The sequence below is a fragment of the Enterobacter sp. SM3 genome (assembly GCF_009811935.2).
Classification (GTDB): Bacteria; Pseudomonadota; Gammaproteobacteria; order Enterobacterales; family Enterobacteriaceae; genus Enterobacter; species Enterobacter asburiae_D.
This window is the reverse complement of record NZ_CP099971.1, coordinates 2,745,502-2,761,612: the sequence shown is the minus strand read 5'-3', so window position 1 is coordinate 2,761,612 and position 16,111 is coordinate 2,745,502. Positions and strand designations below refer to the sequence as shown.

General features: G+C 57.3%; 12 protein-coding genes, 2 tRNA genes and 1 other RNA gene. 7 read left to right on the top strand and 8 right to left on the bottom strand.

The window, feature by feature from the left end:
* The first annotated feature begins 38 nt into the window (after positions 1-38).
* Positions 39-1,445 carry a YchO/YchP family invasin gene (locus tag GVO84_RS13010; protein WP_159514369.1) on the top strand — a complete coding sequence of 469 codons (1,407 nt, stop codon included), beginning with the start codon at positions 39-41 and terminating at the stop codon, positions 1,443-1,445.
* A 3-nt stretch (positions 1,446-1,448) separates the two neighbouring features.
* Here GVO84_RS13010 and narL read toward each other — a convergent pair whose 3' ends face one another.
* On the bottom strand, positions 1,449-2,099 hold the full coding sequence (narL, locus tag GVO84_RS13005; RefSeq protein WP_008499531.1) for a two-component system response regulator NarL: 651 nt from the start codon (positions 2,097-2,099) through the stop codon (positions 1,449-1,451).
* Positions 2,092-3,888 carry a nitrate/nitrite two-component system sensor histidine kinase NarX gene (gene narX / locus GVO84_RS13000; RefSeq protein ID WP_159514368.1) on the bottom strand — a complete coding sequence of 599 codons (1,797 nt, stop codon included), beginning with the start codon at positions 3,886-3,888 and terminating at the stop codon, positions 2,092-2,094. The genes narL and narX overlap by 8 nt, the downstream gene beginning before the upstream one ends.
* 309 nt (positions 3,889-4,197) lie before the next feature.
* Between narX and GVO84_RS12995 the strand changes: the two genes are divergently transcribed.
* From GVO84_RS12995 to narI, 5 genes are all read left to right on the top strand, one after another.
* Entirely contained in the window at positions 4,198-5,595 is a 1,398-nt protein-coding gene (locus GVO84_RS12995; RefSeq protein WP_032656681.1) for a NarK family nitrate/nitrite MFS transporter, read from the top strand.
* Between the two features lie 382 nt (positions 5,596-5,977).
* Positions 5,978-9,721 (top strand): nitrate reductase subunit alpha, encoded by a 3,744-nt coding sequence (locus GVO84_RS12990; RefSeq protein WP_159514367.1) that lies wholly within the window; start codon positions 5,978-5,980, stop codon positions 9,719-9,721.
* Entirely contained in the window at positions 9,718-11,253 is a 1,536-nt protein-coding gene (gene narH / locus GVO84_RS12985; protein WP_023312109.1) for a nitrate reductase subunit beta, read from the top strand. Before GVO84_RS12990 ends, narH begins: the two co-directional genes overlap by 4 nt.
* Positions 11,250-11,960 carry a nitrate reductase molybdenum cofactor assembly chaperone gene (gene narJ, locus GVO84_RS12980; protein ID WP_159514366.1) on the top strand — a complete coding sequence of 237 codons (711 nt, stop codon included), beginning with the start codon at positions 11,250-11,252 and terminating at the stop codon, positions 11,958-11,960. The genes narH and narJ overlap by 4 nt, the downstream gene beginning before the upstream one ends.
* Positions 11,960-12,637 (top strand): respiratory nitrate reductase subunit gamma, encoded by a 678-nt coding sequence (narI, locus tag GVO84_RS12975; protein ID WP_023312107.1) that lies wholly within the window; start codon positions 11,960-11,962, stop codon positions 12,635-12,637. The genes narJ and narI overlap by 1 nt, the downstream gene beginning before the upstream one ends.
* On the opposite strand, the gene GVO84_RS12970 is transcribed toward narI, so the two are convergent.
* A complete protein-coding gene (locus tag GVO84_RS12970) occupies positions 12,634-13,530 on the bottom strand; it encodes a DMT family transporter (RefSeq protein ID WP_159515644.1) in 897 nt (298 codons plus the stop codon). The two genes, narI and GVO84_RS12970, sit on opposite strands and share 4 nt — an antisense overlap.
* Positions 13,531-13,637: 107 nt before the next feature.
* Here GVO84_RS12970 and GVO84_RS12965 point away from each other — a divergent pair, with 107 nt between their 5' ends.
* Positions 13,638-14,081 (top strand): Lrp/AsnC family transcriptional regulator, encoded by a 444-nt coding sequence (locus tag GVO84_RS12965; protein WP_121424396.1) that lies wholly within the window; start codon positions 13,638-13,640, stop codon positions 14,079-14,081.
* A 57-nt stretch (positions 14,082-14,138) separates the two neighbouring features.
* On the opposite strand, the gene GVO84_RS12960 is transcribed toward GVO84_RS12965, so the two are convergent.
* The 5 genes from GVO84_RS12960 to GVO84_RS12940 form a co-directional block, all read right to left on the bottom strand.
* A non-coding RNA gene (locus GVO84_RS12960) (RtT sRNA) lies at positions 14,139-14,269 on the bottom strand.
* A gap of 45 nt (positions 14,270-14,314) precedes the next feature.
* A tRNA-Tyr gene (locus GVO84_RS12955) sits at positions 14,315-14,399 on the bottom strand.
* Between the two features lie 35 nt (positions 14,400-14,434).
* Positions 14,435-14,519, bottom strand: a tRNA-Tyr gene (locus GVO84_RS12950).
* Between the two features lie 157 nt (positions 14,520-14,676).
* Entirely contained in the window at positions 14,677-15,519 is an 843-nt protein-coding gene (gene purU / locus GVO84_RS12945) for a formyltetrahydrofolate deformylase (RefSeq protein ID WP_159514365.1), read from the bottom strand.
* Positions 15,520-15,565: 46 nt separating this feature from the next.
* Positions 15,566-16,024 carry a YchJ family protein gene (locus GVO84_RS12940; protein ID WP_121424031.1) on the bottom strand — a complete coding sequence of 153 codons (459 nt, stop codon included), beginning with the start codon at positions 16,022-16,024 and terminating at the stop codon, positions 15,566-15,568.
* Between the last annotated feature and the right edge of the window lie 87 nt (positions 16,025-16,111).

The following is a 16,111-nucleotide window of genomic DNA, read 5'->3' as shown; positions in this document are numbered from 1 at the left end:
AGTTTATTCATAAACACAGGTTCTTATTTACGACGTTGATGGCTGTATCGTCCCGCATTCGTTTGCTGTTATTACTCCCCCTTCTTACGGCAGGAGCCGTTCACGGTGCGCCGAATTCCTTTATCCAGCAGGCACAACATCCCTTCGATAACAATGGGGATAGTTTGCCTGACCTCGGCATGGCGGTACCAACGGGCGAGGGGGAGAAGCATCTGGCCGAAATGGCGAAAGCCTTCGGTGAAGCCAGCATGACCGATAACGGCCTTACAACGGGCGAGCAGGCGCGTCAGTTTGCGTTTGGTCAGGTGCGCGACGCGGTGAGCGGCGAAGTGAACCAGCAGATTGAATCCTGGCTTTCGCCCTGGGGGAACGCCAGCGTGAACTTGCTGGTAGATAACGATGGCAAATTTAACGGCAGCAGCGGGAGCTGGTTTATTCCCTGGAACGATAACAACCGTTATCTGAGCTGGAGCCAGCTTGGCCTGACCCAGCAGACGGATGGGCTGGTGAGTAACGCTGGAATCGGTCAGCGCTGGGTCGCCGGAAAATGGCTGCTGGGTTACAACACCTTTTACGATAACCTCCTGGATGAAAACCTGCAGCGTGCCGGACTGGGTGCGGAAGCGTGGGGGGAAAATCTGCGCCTGTCAGCTAACTATTATCAGCCCTTTGCCGGCTGGCGCGACCGCTCCGACGTCCAGGAGCAGCGCATGGCGCGCGGATATGACGTCACCGCTAAAGCCTGGCTGCCGTGGTTCCATCATCTCAATACCAGCGTAAGCTTCGAGCAATACTTTGGCGATAACGTCGACCTCTTCAACAGCGGAACGGGTTATCACAACCCGGTAGCGGTGAATCTGGGGCTTAACTATACCCCCGTTCCGCTGGTCACCTTGACCGCCGCGCATAAGCAGGGCGAAAGTGGCGCGAGCCAGAATAACCTCGGATTGAAGCTCAACTATCGCTTTGGCGTGCCGCTGGTTAAGCAGCTTTCCGCCGGTGAAGTTGCCGCCACGCGTTCCCTGCGCGGAAGCCGCTATGACTCGCCGGAGCGCAATAGCCTGCCGGTGATGGAGTTCCGCCAGCGTAAAACGCTGTCCGTGTGGCTGGCAACGCCGCCGTGGGATTTGAAAGGGGGCGAGACCGTTATGCTGAAGCTGCAGGTTCGCAGCGCGAACGGTATTCGTCAGATCCACTGGCAGGGGGATACGCAGGCGCTGAGCCTGACGTCGCCGACTAAAAGCAACAGCAGCGACGGCTGGAGCGTGATTATGCCTGCCTGGGATGACCGCGAAGGGGCGACAAACCGCTGGCACCTGTCGGCGATGGTGGAAGATGAGAAAGGCCAGCGCGTCTCGTCCAATGAGATCGCGCTGACCGTCGTGCAGCCGCTGGTCGCATTGCCGGATAACGATCCGCGCTGGAAGCTTCTGCCGGAGGAGTAATCCCTAAAAAATACGTTCTTGGTGCACCCACACCGCGGCTTCAACGCGGGATTTGAGCTTCATTTTCTTCAGCATATGCTTCACGTGCACTTTGACCGTGCTTTCGGTGATGTCCAGGCGGCGGGCAATCATTTTGTTCGGCAGCCCCTGAGCAATGAGTTTGAGAATATCGCGCTCGCGCGGGGTTAACTGACTCACGTCACGGTCAGAGGTGGCGCGATTGGCGCGCAGGCTGGCGGCCAGCACCGGCGTTAAGGCTTCGCTGAGCACCATCTCGCCCGCCGCTGCCTGCTGCAGCGCCTTAAGCAAGTCTTCCGGCTCCATATCCTTCAGCAGATAACCATCCGCCCCGCGCTTCAGCGCCGTGACCACATCCTCTTCATGGTTTGATACGCTAAAGACGACGATGCGCCCGGAAAGCGATTTTTCCCGCAGCTTGTCGAGGGTTTCCAGCCCGTTCATGCCGGGCATATTCAGATCGAGCAGGATCAGATCGGGATCGAGAGATTCGGCAAGCTCAATGCCCTGTTCACCGTTGCTGGCTTCGCCAACCACGGTGATATCGGGTGCCATGCTGACCAGCTGTTTTACGCCAGTACGCAGCATCGGATGGTCGTCGATCAACAGGATGGATGCCGGTTCCTGATTAGTCATGGGTTTCTCCTTGAGCAGTTGTAAGCGGTTTCTCGGGAATAAAGGTGACGACAACTTCCGTGCCGCCCGTCTCTCTCCGGCGAACCTGGCAATCACCGCGCAGGCTTTGGGCGCGGTCTCGCATAATAATTAAACCATAGTGGTTAGTGCGTTCGGCATTTTCCGGCACGCCGCGGCCGTTGTCGTGAACCGTGAGCTTCACCTGATTGCCGTGCTGGCTAACGGTGACCGTTACCGCCGTCGCGCCGGAATGCTTGAGCACGTTGCTCAGCGCTTCACGGGCAATCTGCAGTAAATGTATGGCCTGGTGGGAGGGGACAAACCGCGGCGGTAGCTGGTAGTCCAGCTTCACCGGGAACCCCAGCCGGGCGCTAAATTCTTGACAGCTGGCCTCCAGCGCCGGGCGCAGGCCCGGCTCGGTCAGCTGCAGGCGGAAGGTGGTCAGCAGCTCGCGAAGCTGTATCCAGGAGGTGTTCAGCTCGTTGCGGATCTGGCTGAGCAGCTGCTTGTTGCTTTCTGGCATCTCCGCATCCTGCATCTGCAGGCAGCTCACCTGCATTTTCATACAGGAGAGCGACTGGGCGATGGAGTCGTGAAGCTCGCGGGCAATAGTCGCGCGCTCTTCCATGACGATCAGCTGCTGCTGCTTTTCCTGATGCCTGTCGAGCGCCAGCGTGGCCGTGAGCTGTTCGACCAGCGTATCAACCAGCTGCTGCTGGTCGTGGCTCAGGTGACGCCCGGCAGGCAGCGTTGCCAGCAGAATACCGTACTGGGTGTGGCTGTCGGTCAGGCGCCACTTCAGGGTGGTGCCGCCGGACGTCAGCGGCGGCAGGCCGCGAGGGCAAAGATGGCAGCCTTTGTCATCGCAGGACATATCCGACTGACAGGTAAATTCCTGATGGTTATCTTCGTCTTCCACGTCGTAGACGCGCAGCTCAAGATCGTGCAGCAGGGTCAGATTTTGCAGGCCGTTCAGCACCGGCGAGAGGCGTTCGCATAGCGGCACCTGCATGTGCAGACGACGGTTGGCCTGCCACAGGAAGGAGAGGATCTCGTTTTTCTGCTCCAGCCCGGCCGTTTTTTCCTGAACGCGCTGCTCCAGCACCGCGTAGCTCTCGGAGAGCTCTGCCGACATGGTGTTGAGCGCCTGGCCGAGCATGGCCATCTCGTTGCGCCCGCTGATGTGCGTGCGCTGGGTAAAATCGCGTGCGGTGACCGCGCGGGCCATTGCAAGCAGCTGTTTCCACGGGTTCAGCAGCCGCGCGCGGAGCCAGACGATGGTGAAAATCAGCAGCAGAGCCATAAACAGCGCCATCGCGCGGTGCACCATCACCACCCGATCGATGCGGAGTTCGGTGGTTTGGTCAAAAGAGGAGACCAGCGCATCAATGCGCGAGACGAATCCCGCCACGTCCTGCGCAACGGTTTCTGTGCTGCGCGCCTGTTTCAACCCGGGCTCTAGCTGGGCGTGCCAGTAGCCCTGAAGGGCATTAAGCTGGGACTGCTGACCGGCGCGGATGGCCGCGTTTTCCAGTTCGGGGCTGAAGACCGTGCGCTCCATTTCATCAATCAGGGGCCGATCGTCCTGCGTCAGGGGAACCGATGCCAGCAGGCGATAACTCTGCATGCGTAGCGAGCCTGCCTCGTTGATGGCATGCGCATTACCCTGTACGCCCTGCACCAGCCAGCCGGAGATCGCCATGCCGGTCACGCCAATGGCGGTGGACAGCAAAACAATCAGAGCGAGCTGATTCACGAGTGTCAGCGGAGATAAACATCTTTTTAACATAGAGGTGGCGTGCTCCTGACGTGGCCTGCTTGCAGGAATGGCGCTATTCTGGTGCATACCCTGGAGTATACCCATACCAATAAAGGATTACCCCTAAATTGCCAACGGAGTAGAGGGAAGGAGGTGGGGGTAGCCAGGAACCGTCAGTGCCGTGAAAAACCACGTCTTTTTTACCGAATTAGCCTACTCACTAAGGGTGAGGCCTTATTTTGCGCCGCAAATCCCCCCACTTTTCCTTTGATTTATATCAACTTACCGCCGCCCTAAAACCCTAATGTTTGCAGCATCATTCGAGAATCAGAGGTGTCTATGAGTCACTCATCCGCTCCCGAAAGGGAAAATGGTGCCGTTATTACAGACTGGCGTCCAGAGGATCCGGCGTTCTGGCAACAGCGCGGCCATCGTGTAGCAAGCCGGAATCTATGGATTTCCGTGCCGTGTTTGTTATTAGCATTTTGCGTATGGATGTTGTTTAGCGCGGTGGCGGTCAATCTGCCAAAAGTTGGGTTTACGTTTACGACCGATCAGCTGTTCATGCTGACCGCGCTGCCGTCGCTGTCAGGCGCGCTACTGCGTGTGCCTTACGCGTTTATGGTGCCGGTGTTTGGCGGTCGTCGCTGGACGGCGTTCAGCACGGGCATCATGATCGTCCCTTGCGTGTGGCTCGGCTTCGCGGTGCAGGATACCTCTACGCCGTTCAGCGTGTTCGTGATTATCTCCCTGCTGTGCGGTTTTGCGGGCGCGAACTTCGCCTCCAGCATGGCGAACATCAGCTTCTTCTTCCCGAAAGCGAAGCAGGGCGGCGCGCTGGGCATTAACGGCGGTCTGGGTAACATGGGCGTGAGCGTGATGCAGCTGATTGCCCCGCTGGCGATCTCGGTCTCCATTTTTGCAGCCTTTGGCGGCGGTGGCGTTGAGCAGGCGGATGGTTCTTCCCTCTATCTGCAAAACGCAGCCTGGATCTGGGTACCTTTCCTGGTGGTCTTCACCCTCGCAGCCTGGTTCTTTATGAATGACCTGTCCGCGTCGAAGGCGTCGCTGAGCGAACAGCTGCCGGTGCTGAAGCGTGGACACCTCTGGGTGATGGCGCTGCTGTATCTGGCCACTTTCGGCTCGTTTATCGGCTTCTCTGCGGGCTTCGCAATGCTGTCGAAAACGCAGTTCCCGGAGATTCAGATCCTGCATTTTGCCTTCTTCGGGCCGTTTATTGGCGCCCTGGCGCGTTCGCTGGGCGGCATGGTGTCTGACCGTCTCGGCGGCACCCGCGTGACGCTGGTTAACTTCGTCGTGATGGCAATCTTCTGCGCGCTGCTGTTCCTCACGCTGCCCGTCGACGGACAGGGCGGTAACTTCATCGCCTTCTTCGGCGTGTTTATGGTGCTGTTCCTGACGGCCGGGCTGGGGAGTGCGTCTACCTTCCAGATGATCTCCGTGATCTTCCGTAAGCTGACCATGGATCGCGTGAAGGCGCAGGGCGGGAGCGAAGAGCAGGCGATGCGCGAAGCGGCGACGGATACGGCCGCTGCGCTGGGCTTTATCTCTGCCATCGGGGCGATTGGCGGCTTCTTTATCCCGAAAGCGTTCGGTATCTCTCTGGACCTGACCGGCTCACCGGCCGGTGCCATGAAAGTCTTCCTCGTCTTCTATATCGCCTGCGTAGTGATTACGTGGCTGGTATATGGCCGAAATACTAAGAAAAATAAGTAAGTGTGATTATCCGTTTACGCGGCCTTCGGGCCGCGTTTTTTTTAGCCTGAATAATAGTTACAACATACTTACGGCTTTTACGGCAGACGCCTGCGGTGACACTGTGAACGCCATCGCTTTGCAGGTGGGTCTACCCCTTAATACCTGAGATGTTAAATTTTGACCTGCTTTTTGTACGATAAAATAAAAAATTCCCATATATTTCATATACATATGGATTTTTATAAGATACCGCTTTGGTGGTATTCGGTATAACCCCTCGCCTGAAAGTCCCTCCTCGTCTTGATCGTTATCAATTCTCCCCCTCTTTCAGGGCGTTACCTTCGCTGCAAATCAGCAATGTCGATTTAGAGAGCCACAGGCTCCACACAGGAGATACCCGATGAGCAAATTTTTGGACCGGTTTCGCTACTTCAAACAGAAGGGTGAAACTTTTGCCGATGGGCACGGCCAGGTTCTGGATACCAACCGGGACTGGGAAGACGGTTACCGTCAGCGCTGGCAACATGACAAAGTCGTCCGTTCGACCCACGGCGTGAACTGTACTGGCTCATGCAGCTGGAAGATATTCGTAAAAAACGGTCTGGTGACCTGGGAAATGCAGCAGACCGACTATCCGCGCACCCGCCCGGATATGCCAAACCACGAACCGCGCGGCTGCCCGCGTGGCGCCAGCTACTCCTGGTATCTCTACAGCGCTAACCGTCTGAAATACCCGCTGATGCGCAAGCGCCTGATGAAGATGTGGCGTGAAGCGAAAGTGCAGCACAGCGATCCGGTGGATGCCTGGGCATCCATCATCGAAGACGCGGACAAAGCAAAAAGCTTCAAGCAGGCTCGCGGTCGCGGTGGTTTCGTTCGCTCTTCATGGAAAGAAGTGAACGAGCTGATTGCCGCCTCCAACGTCTACACCGTCAAAACCTACGGTCCTGACCGCGTGGCGGGCTTCTCGCCAATCCCGGCGATGTCGATGGTCTCTTACGCCTCCGGGGCGCGCTATCTGTCGCTGATCGGCGGTACCTGCCTGAGCTTCTACGACTGGTACTGCGACCTGCCGCCTGCGTCTCCGCAGACCTGGGGCGAGCAGACCGACGTGCCGGAATCCGCGGACTGGTACAACTCCAGCTACATCATCGCCTGGGGCTCTAACGTTCCTCAGACGCGTACGCCGGACGCACACTTCTTTACCGAAGTCCGTTACAAAGGCACCAAAACCGTAGCGGTGACCCCCGACTACGCGGAAATCGCCAAGCTTTGCGATCTGTGGCTGGCGCCGAAACAGGGTACCGATGCCGCGATGGCGATGGCGATGGGCCACGTCATGCTGCGTGAATTCCATCTTGATAAGCCAAGCCAGTACTTCACCGACTACGTTCGTCGCTACACCGACATGCCGATGCTGGTCATGCTGGAAGAGCGTGAGGGCTACTATGCCGCTGGCCGTACGCTGCGCGCCGCCGATCTGGTGGATTCGCTGGGTCAGGAAAACAACCCTGAGTGGAAAACCGTTGCGTATAACAGCAATGGCGAGCTGGTGGCGCCAAACGGCTCTATCGGCTTCCGCTGGGGCGAGAAGGGCAAGTGGAACCTTGAGCAACGCAACGGCACCACCGGCGAAGAGACGGAGCTGCGCCTGAGCATGCTGGGCAGCCAGGACGAGATCGCTGAAGTCGGGTTCCCATACTTCGGCGGTGAAGGTTCAGAGCATTTCAACAAGGTTGAACTGAAAAACGTTCTGATGCACAAACTGCCGGTTAAACGCCTGCAGCTGGCCGATGGCTCTACCGCACTGGTCACCACCGTTTATGACCTGACCATGGCGAACTATGGTCTGGAGCGCGGTCTGGGCGATGAAAACTGCGCAACCGGCTATGACGACGTGAAAGCCTACACCCCGGCCTGGGCGGAGCAGATCACTGGCGTTCCTCGCGCGCACATTACCCGTATCGCACGTGAGTTCGCAGAAAACGCGGACAAAACGCACGGCCGTTCGATGATCATCGTCGGTGCGGGTCTGAACCACTGGTATCACCTCGATATGAACTATCGCGGTCTGATCAACATGCTGATCTTCTGCGGCTGTGTCGGTCAGAGCGGCGGCGGCTGGGCGCACTACGTGGGCCAGGAAAAACTGCGTCCGCAGACCGGCTGGCAGCCGCTGGCGTTTGCCCTCGACTGGCAGCGTCCGGCACGTCACATGAACAGTACCTCCTACTTCTATAACCACTCCAGCCAGTGGCGCTACGAAACGGTCACCGCGCAGGAGCTGCTGTCGCCGATGGCGGATAAATCACGCTACAGCGGCCACCTGATTGACTTCAACGTGCGTGCTGAACGCATGGGCTGGCTGCCGTCTGCGCCGCAGCTGGGCACCAACCCGCTGCGCATTGCGGAAGCGGCGAAGAAAGCGGGTATGTCACCGGTGGATTACACCGTGAAATCCCTGAAGGATGGCTCAATCCGCTTCGCGGCAGAACAGCCGGAGAACGGTAAAAACCACCCGCGTAACCTGTTCATCTGGCGCTCCAACCTGCTGGGCTCGTCCGGTAAAGGCCACGAGTACATGCTGAAATACCTGCTCGGTACCGAAAACGGTATCCAGGGGAAAGATCTCGGCAAGCAGGGCGGCGTGAAGCCGGAAGAAGTAGAGTGGAAAGACAACGGTCTCGACGGGAAGCTGGATCTGGTGGTGACGCTCGACTTCCGTCTGTCCAGCACCTGCCTGTACTCCGACATCGTGCTGCCAACCGCGACCTGGTACGAAAAAGACGACATGAATACCTCGGATATGCATCCGTTTATTCATCCGCTGTCTGCGGCCGTTGACCCGGCGTGGGAATCGAAAAGCGACTGGGATATCTACAAAGACATCGCGAAGAAATTCTCCGAAGTCTGCGTAGGTCACCTGGGTAAAGAGACCGACGTGGTGACGCTGCCAATCCAGCACGACTCTGCCGCCGAACTGGCGCAGCCGCTGGACGTGAAGGACTGGAAAAAAGGCGAATGCGACCTGATCCCGGGCGTGACCGCGCCGCACATTATTCCGGTTGAACGCGACTACCCGGCAACCTACGAGCGCTTTACCTCTATCGGCCCGCTGATGGAGAAAATCGGTAACGGCGGGAAAGGGATCGCCTGGAATACCCAGAGCGAAATGGATCTGCTGCGCAAGCTCAACTACACCAAAGCGGACGGTCCGGCGAAAGGCCAGCCAATGCTGAACACGGCGATTGATGCGGCAGAGATGATCCTGACCCTGGCCCCAGAAACCAACGGCCACGTTGCCGTGAAAGCCTGGGCAGCACTGAGCGAGTTTACCGGCCGTGACCACACGCACTTGGCGACGAATAAAGAGGAAGAGAAAATCCGCTTCCGCGATATTCAGGCGCAGCCGCGCAAGATTATCTCCAGCCCGACCTGGTCAGGCCTGGAAGATGAGCACGTGTCTTATAACGCGGGCTACACCAACGTTCACGAGCTGATCCCATGGCGCACCCTGTCCGGTCGTCAGTCGCTGTATCAGGATCACCAGTGGATGCGCGACTTCGGTGAAAGCCTGCTGGTCTACCGTCCGCCAATCGACACCCGCTCCGTGAAGTCCGTGATGGGGGCGAAATCGAACGGTAACCCTGAGAAGGCGCTGAACTTCCTGACGCCGCACCAGAAGTGGGGTATTCACTCCACCTACAGCGACAACCTGCTGATGCTGACCCTGTCGCGCGGCGGTCCGATTGTCTGGATGAGCGAAGCGGACGCCAAAGATCTGGGTATTGAAGATAACGACTGGATCGAAGTGTTCAACAGCAACGGTGCCCTGACGGCGCGTGCGGTGGTGAGCCAGCGCGTACCGGCCGGGATGACCATGATGTATCACGCGCAGGAACGTATCGTTAACCTGCCGGGGTCAGAAATTACCGAACAGCGCGGCGGGATCCACAACTCCGTGACCCGCATTACGCCGAAGCCGACCCACATGATCGGTGGCTATGCGCAGCTGGCCTACGGCTTTAACTACTACGGCACCGTAGGATCGAACCGCGATGAGTTCGTGGTGGTACGTAAGATGAAGAACATTAACTGGTTAGACGGCGAAGGTAATGACCAGGTACAGGAGAGCGTAAAATGAAAATTCGTTCACAAGTCGGCATGGTGCTGAATCTGGATAAATGCATCGGCTGTCATACCTGCTCGGTCACCTGTAAAAACGTCTGGACCAGCCGTGAAGGTATGGAGTACGCCTGGTTCAACAACGTGGAAAGCAAGCCGGGCACCGGCTTCCCGACCGACTGGGAAAACCAGGAGAAGTGGAAGGGCGGCTGGATCCGTAAAATCAACGGCAAGCTGCAGCCGCGCATGGGGAACCGCGCGATGCTGCTGGGTAAAATCTTCGCTAACCCGCATCTGCCGGGCATCGACGATTACTACGAGCCGTTTGACTACGACTACCAGAACCTGCACAACGCGCCGGAAAGCAAACACCAGCCGATCGCCCGTCCTCGCTCGCTGATCACCGGTCAGCGCATGGACAAAATAACCAGCGGTCCAAACTGGGAAGAGATTCTGGGCGGCGAGTTCGAGAAACGCGCCAAAGACCAGAACTTCGAGAACATGCAGAAGGCGATGTACGGCCAGTTCGAAAACACCTTCATGATGTATCTGCCGCGCCTGTGCGAGCACTGCCTCAACCCGGCGTGCGTGGCGACCTGCCCAAGCGGCGCTATCTACAAGCGTGAAGAAGACGGCATCGTGCTGATCGACCAGGACAAGTGCCGCGGCTGGCGCATGTGTATTACCGGCTGCCCGTACAAAAAAATCTACTTCAACTGGAAGAGTGGCAAGTCTGAGAAGTGCATCTTCTGCTACCCGCGTATTGAAGCCGGGATGCCGACCGTCTGCTCAGAAAGCTGCGTAGGCCGTATTCGCTATCTCGGCGTGCTGCTGTACGACGCGGACGCGATTGAAAATGCCGCGAGCACCGAGCACGAGAAAGATCTGTATCAGCGTCAGCTGGACGTCTTCCTCGATCCGAACGATCCGAAGGTGATTGAGCAGGCGCTGAAGGACGGCGTGCCGCAGAGCGTCATCGACGCGGCGCAGCAGTCTCCGGTGTACAAAATGGCGATGGACTGGAAGCTGGCCCTGCCGCTGCATCCGGAATATCGCACGCTGCCGATGGTCTGGTACGTGCCGCCGCTGTCGCCGATTCAGTCTGCCGCGGATGCGGGTGAGCTGGGCAGCAACGGCATTCTGCCGGACGTGGAAAGCCTGCGAATCCCGGTTCAGTACCTGGCTAACCTGCTGACCGCAGGGGACACCCAGCCGGTGCTGCTGGCGCTGAAGCGTATGCTGGCGATGCGTCACTTCAAACGTGCGGAAACCGTAGACGGTGTTACCGATACCCGCGCGCTGGAAGAGGTCGGTCTGACCGAAGCCCAGGCGCAGGAAATGTACCGCTATCTGGCGATTGCCAACTACGAAGACCGTTTCGTGGTGCCGAGCAGCCACCGTGAACTGGCCCGCGAAGCCTTCCCGGAAAAAAATGGCTGTGGTTTTACCTTTGGCGACGGTTGCCACGGGTCAGACAGCAAATTCAATCTGTTCAACAGCCGCCGCATCGATGCCATGGATGTGACCAGCAAAACGGAGCCGCACCAATGATTGAACTCGTCATTGTTTCGCGTCTGCTCGAGTACCCGGATGCTGCGCTTGCGCAGCATCAGCAGGAACTCTTTGATGCACTCGCGTCATCTGAAAACCTGGATAAAGACGATGCCCAGAAGCTGGGCGTCTTCCTCCGCGATCTGCTGGCGCGCGATCTGCTCGATGTCCAGGCGGACTACAGCCAGCTGTTTGACCGCGGGCGCGCTACGTCGCTGCTGCTGTTTGAACACGTGCACGGAGAGTCCCGCGATCGCGGTCAGGCGATGGTGGACCTGATGGCCCAGTACGAACAGCACGGCCTGCGGCTCGACAGCCGCGAGCTGCCGGATCATCTGCCGCTGTATCTGGAGTACCTGGCGCAGCTGCCGAAAGAAGAGGCGCTGGGCGGTCTGCAGGACATCGCGCCGATCCTGGCGCTGCTCGGCGCGCGTCTTCAGCAGCGGGAGAGCCGCTATGCGGTGCTGTTCGATCTGCTGGTGAAGCTGGCCAACGCCGCGGTCGACAGCGAAAAAGTGGCGGAGAAAATTGCGGATGAAGCCCGCGATGATACGCCACAAGCGCTGGACGCGGTCTGGGAAGAAGAGCAGGTGAAATTCTTTGCTGACCAGAACTGCGGCGAGTCTGAAATCTCCGCTCACCAGCGTCGTTTTGCCGGCGCGGTTGCCCCGCAATATTTGAATATCTCTAACGGAGGACGGCACTAATGCACTTCCTGAATATGTTCTTCTTTGACATTTACCCGTATATCGCGGGCACCGTGTTCCTGGTGGGAAGCTGGCTGCGTTACGACTACGGCCAGTACACCTGGCGTGCCGCCTCCAGCCAGATGCTGGATCGTAAAGGGATGCATGTGGGCTCTAACCTGTTCCACATCGGTATTCTGGGGATTTTTGCCGGTCACTTCCTCGGGATGCTGACGCCGCACTGGATGTATGAAGCGTGGCTACCGATTGAGGTGAAGCAGAAGATGGCGATGATCGCCGGCGGTGCCTGCGGCGTGATGACCCTGGTCGGTGGCCTGCTGCTGCTGAAGCGTCGACTGTTCAGCCCGCGCGTGCGTGCAACGACAACAGCAGCGGACATCCTGATCCTCTCCCTGCTGATGGTGCAGTGCGCGCTGGGCCTGCTGACCATTCCTTTCTCGGCGCAGCATATGGACGGCAGCGAAATGATGAAGCTGGTCGGCTGGGCGCAGTCCGTGGTGACCTTCCACGGCGGAGCCTCCGCGCACCTGGACGGCGTGGCGTTTATCTTCCGCGTTCACCTGGTGCTGGGGATGACGCTGTTTGTGCTGTTCCCGTTCTCTCGTCTGGTGCATATCTGGAGCGCGCCGGTAGAGTACCTGACGCGCAAATACCAGATTGTGCGCGCTCGCCGCTAATTCACCGTTTTGACACTCACCCCGCACTCGCGGGGTTTTTTTTCGCCCCAGCCCAGATTGTTGCCCGCTGCAGCAAACAGGATCAGCGCGCCGCCCGCGAGCTGCGTCAGGTTCAACGAGTGTCCAAACACCAGATTATCGACAACGATCGCCACCACCGGATAGATAAACGACAGGGAGCCGGTTATAGGCGTCGGCAGCTTCTGAATTGCGCTGTAGAGCAGCTGGTACATAATGCCGGTATGGACGATGCCCAGCGTCAGCAGGATCGGCCAGGGGAAATCACCGGAAAATGACGGCATGCTGGCAAACGGTAAAAGCATCACGACGCCCGTCAGCACCTGGATAAAGGCAATATGCTGCGGTGCGATTGTTTTCAGTTTGCGCGCAATAATTGCCGTCAGCGCGTAGAAGAAGGCCGCGGCCATGGCCAGACCGATTCCTGCCTGCCATTCAGTGCCGTGGGCGCCTGTCAGCTCGCTGGAGAGCAGTATTACAACACCGCCAAAGGCAAGGAACAGCCAGCCCCATTTCACAAGGCTGACGCGCTCGCCTAAAAACATCCCCATTAAGACCAGCATAAACGGCTGGGTGTTATAGACCACGGTCGAAAGCCCAATAGAGATCCGCTCATAGGCTGCGAAGAGCAGCAGCCAGTTCACCACTAATGCCACGCCGCCGAGAATGGCCAGCAGCAGCGTGGTGCGGGTGAGGGGACTAAAGGGCTTCTGACTTATCCGGATAAGAATTAAAAGCGCCATTGCCCCGATAAGACAGCGCCAGAACACCACTTCCGTTACCGGCAGACCGCTGAGTAAAACAAACGCACCGATAGAGCCGGAAATTAACATCGCCAGGCTCATTTGCCAGACGCCTTTATGTAAATCACGCATCATCCACCTCCTGATTAGTGACGCTATTGTCGAAAATAGCTGTCAGGTTTTACAGGGGTGAGATAAGGTAAAATACAGTAATGGGTTTTTAAAATTAGGTGAAAGCGATGGAATACCTTCTCGATGATATCGACCGACAAATTCTGGCCTGTCTGGTCGAGGATGCGCGCATGTCTTTGAAGGTGCTCAGCGGACGCATCGGTCTGACTTCCCCCAGCACGGCAGAACGCCTGAAAAGGCTGGAAGAGCGCGGTGTGATTCAGGGGTATGGCGCACGGGTGAACCTGGCGGCGCTGGGGTATACGCTGCAGGCGCTGGTGCGCGTGCGGCCTTTGCCGGGGCTGTTGCATAAGGTGGATAAGTACATTCAGGCGATGCCGGAATGCATTGAGAGCGACAAAGTCACCGGGGAAGATTGCTTTGTGATTAGGCTGGTGGTGCGGTCGATAGAGCAACTGGATACGTTGCTGGACGGTCTGGCAGAGCATGCCCAGTGTAATACGTCGATTGTGAAAAGTTCGCCGGTGAGGCGTCGTTTGCCTCCGATGTAGGTTTCTGTCGCCGGGTGGCGGCTACGCCTTACCCGGCCTACAACGACGGATTCGGTTTTTATGTTGGGGAAGGATTACTCGGCGCGTTGCGCCTCGCCCTTCGGGTCGTTGCCTGCGGCAACGCTTTCTCGCTACGCTCGAATCGAACCTTAGTCGAAGCTTCTCATCCTTCCCCGTTACGGAAATGCATGATGCCTGGTGCGAACAAAAGATTTGGAGTTATTTGGAAGTGATGGTGGTGGGGGAAGGATTCGAACCTTCGAAGTCGATGACGGCAGATTTACAGTCTGCTCCCTTTGGCCGCTCGGGAACCCCACCAGGGGTAATTCAAATTTTGAGGTCGTGCTGAGAGATGGTGGTGGGGGAAGGATTCGAACCTTCGAAGTCGATGACGGCAGATTTACAGTCTGCTCCCTTTGGCCGCTCGGGAACCCCACCACGGGGTAATGCTTTTAACTGGCCTGCTTCCTGCTGGAAGCGGGGCGCATCATATCAAATGAGACGCCCCTGTAAAGCATTCCTTTAGGGAAATGAAGCTGTTTGCCTGCTTTTTATCCGTAAAGGCGCAAAGCTAATCAATTCATTTTCCGAAAGATTAAAGAATGATGGTTCTGTTGCCGTAGACAAAGACACGCTGCGCCAGCACCTGATACAGCGCACGACTCAGCACGTTCTTCTCAACGTCACGCCCGGCGCGCATCATGTCCTCGGCCGTGTAGGTGTGATCCACGTGAATCACGTCCTGCATGATGATTGGACCTTCGTCCAGGTTGTCATTCACGTAGTGCGCGGTCGCACCGATGATCTTCACCCCGCGCTCGTACGCCTGGTGATAGGGACGCGCACCGATAAAGGCTGGCAGGAACGAATGGTGAATGTTGATGATCTTGTTCGGGAAACGCGCTACGAAGGATGGCGTTAACACGCGCATATATTTCGCCAGCACCACGTAGTCAGGGCTATGCGCTTCAATGGCCTGTGCCATCAGATCGTCGTGTTCTTCACGGGTATGGCCTTCGTGGCTCACCAGCTCGAACGGAATATCAAAACGCTCAACCAGCGTGCGCAGCGTCTCATGGTTGCCAATAACGGCTGCAATTTCAACGTCCAGACCGCCGTAGTTTGCTTTCATCAGCAGGTCGCCAAGACAGTGTGCTTCTTTGGTCACCAGGATCACGATGCGGCGTCGACCTGCTGGGGTCAGTTCGCGCACGGAACCTTCCGGCAGCGCGCTGTCCAGATCGGCAAGCAGGGTGGTGTCGTTGAAAATACCTTCCAGCTCGGTACGCATAAAGAAGCGGCCGGTACGGTGGTCAACGAACTCGTTGTTCTGCACGATATTCAGTTCATGTTTGTAGCAAATGTTGGTAATTCGTGCGATCAGTCCTTTTTGATCGGGACAGATGGTGCGCAGAACTTTACGTTGTAATGATTGCATCGCCGGGAAATCCTGTTTGTATTTGCGAAGTCTGGGCTGTCAGGCATTACTGCCCGCAACACTTTTTAAATTTTTTACCTGAACCACATGGGCAGGGATCGTTACGACCAAACTGTGGGCGCGTTCCGTCAATATAATACCACTGCCCGCTTTCCTTTAAGAACCGGGAACGCTCGATAATGGCACCAGGTTTATTATTCTCGGTAAAACGGGCAATAAAGCTGACGTAACCTTCATCAGCATGACTGCCTGTTGCGGATTCATAGACGGTAAGGCCGAGCCACTGCGTGTTCGCGAACCCGGCTTCGATGTCCTGTCTGAATTCGTCAGCGTGGCAGGAGGGATGCCAGGTTTTGAGCAGGTAGTCTGCGTCTTTGATCACAAAAGCAGTGTAACGTGAACGCATGAGGTGTGACGGGTCTGGTGCAACCTGATCGCCAGACAGATATCGCTGGCAACATAGGCTATACTCCAGAGCGCTACCACAGGGGCAGAGTTGAGACACGATTCTCTTCCTGGAACAAAAAATAAAGGCGTTAAACGCTTCGGGTAGCACTATGTTAACTGAGCTATTGCGTTGACGCTATGTCAG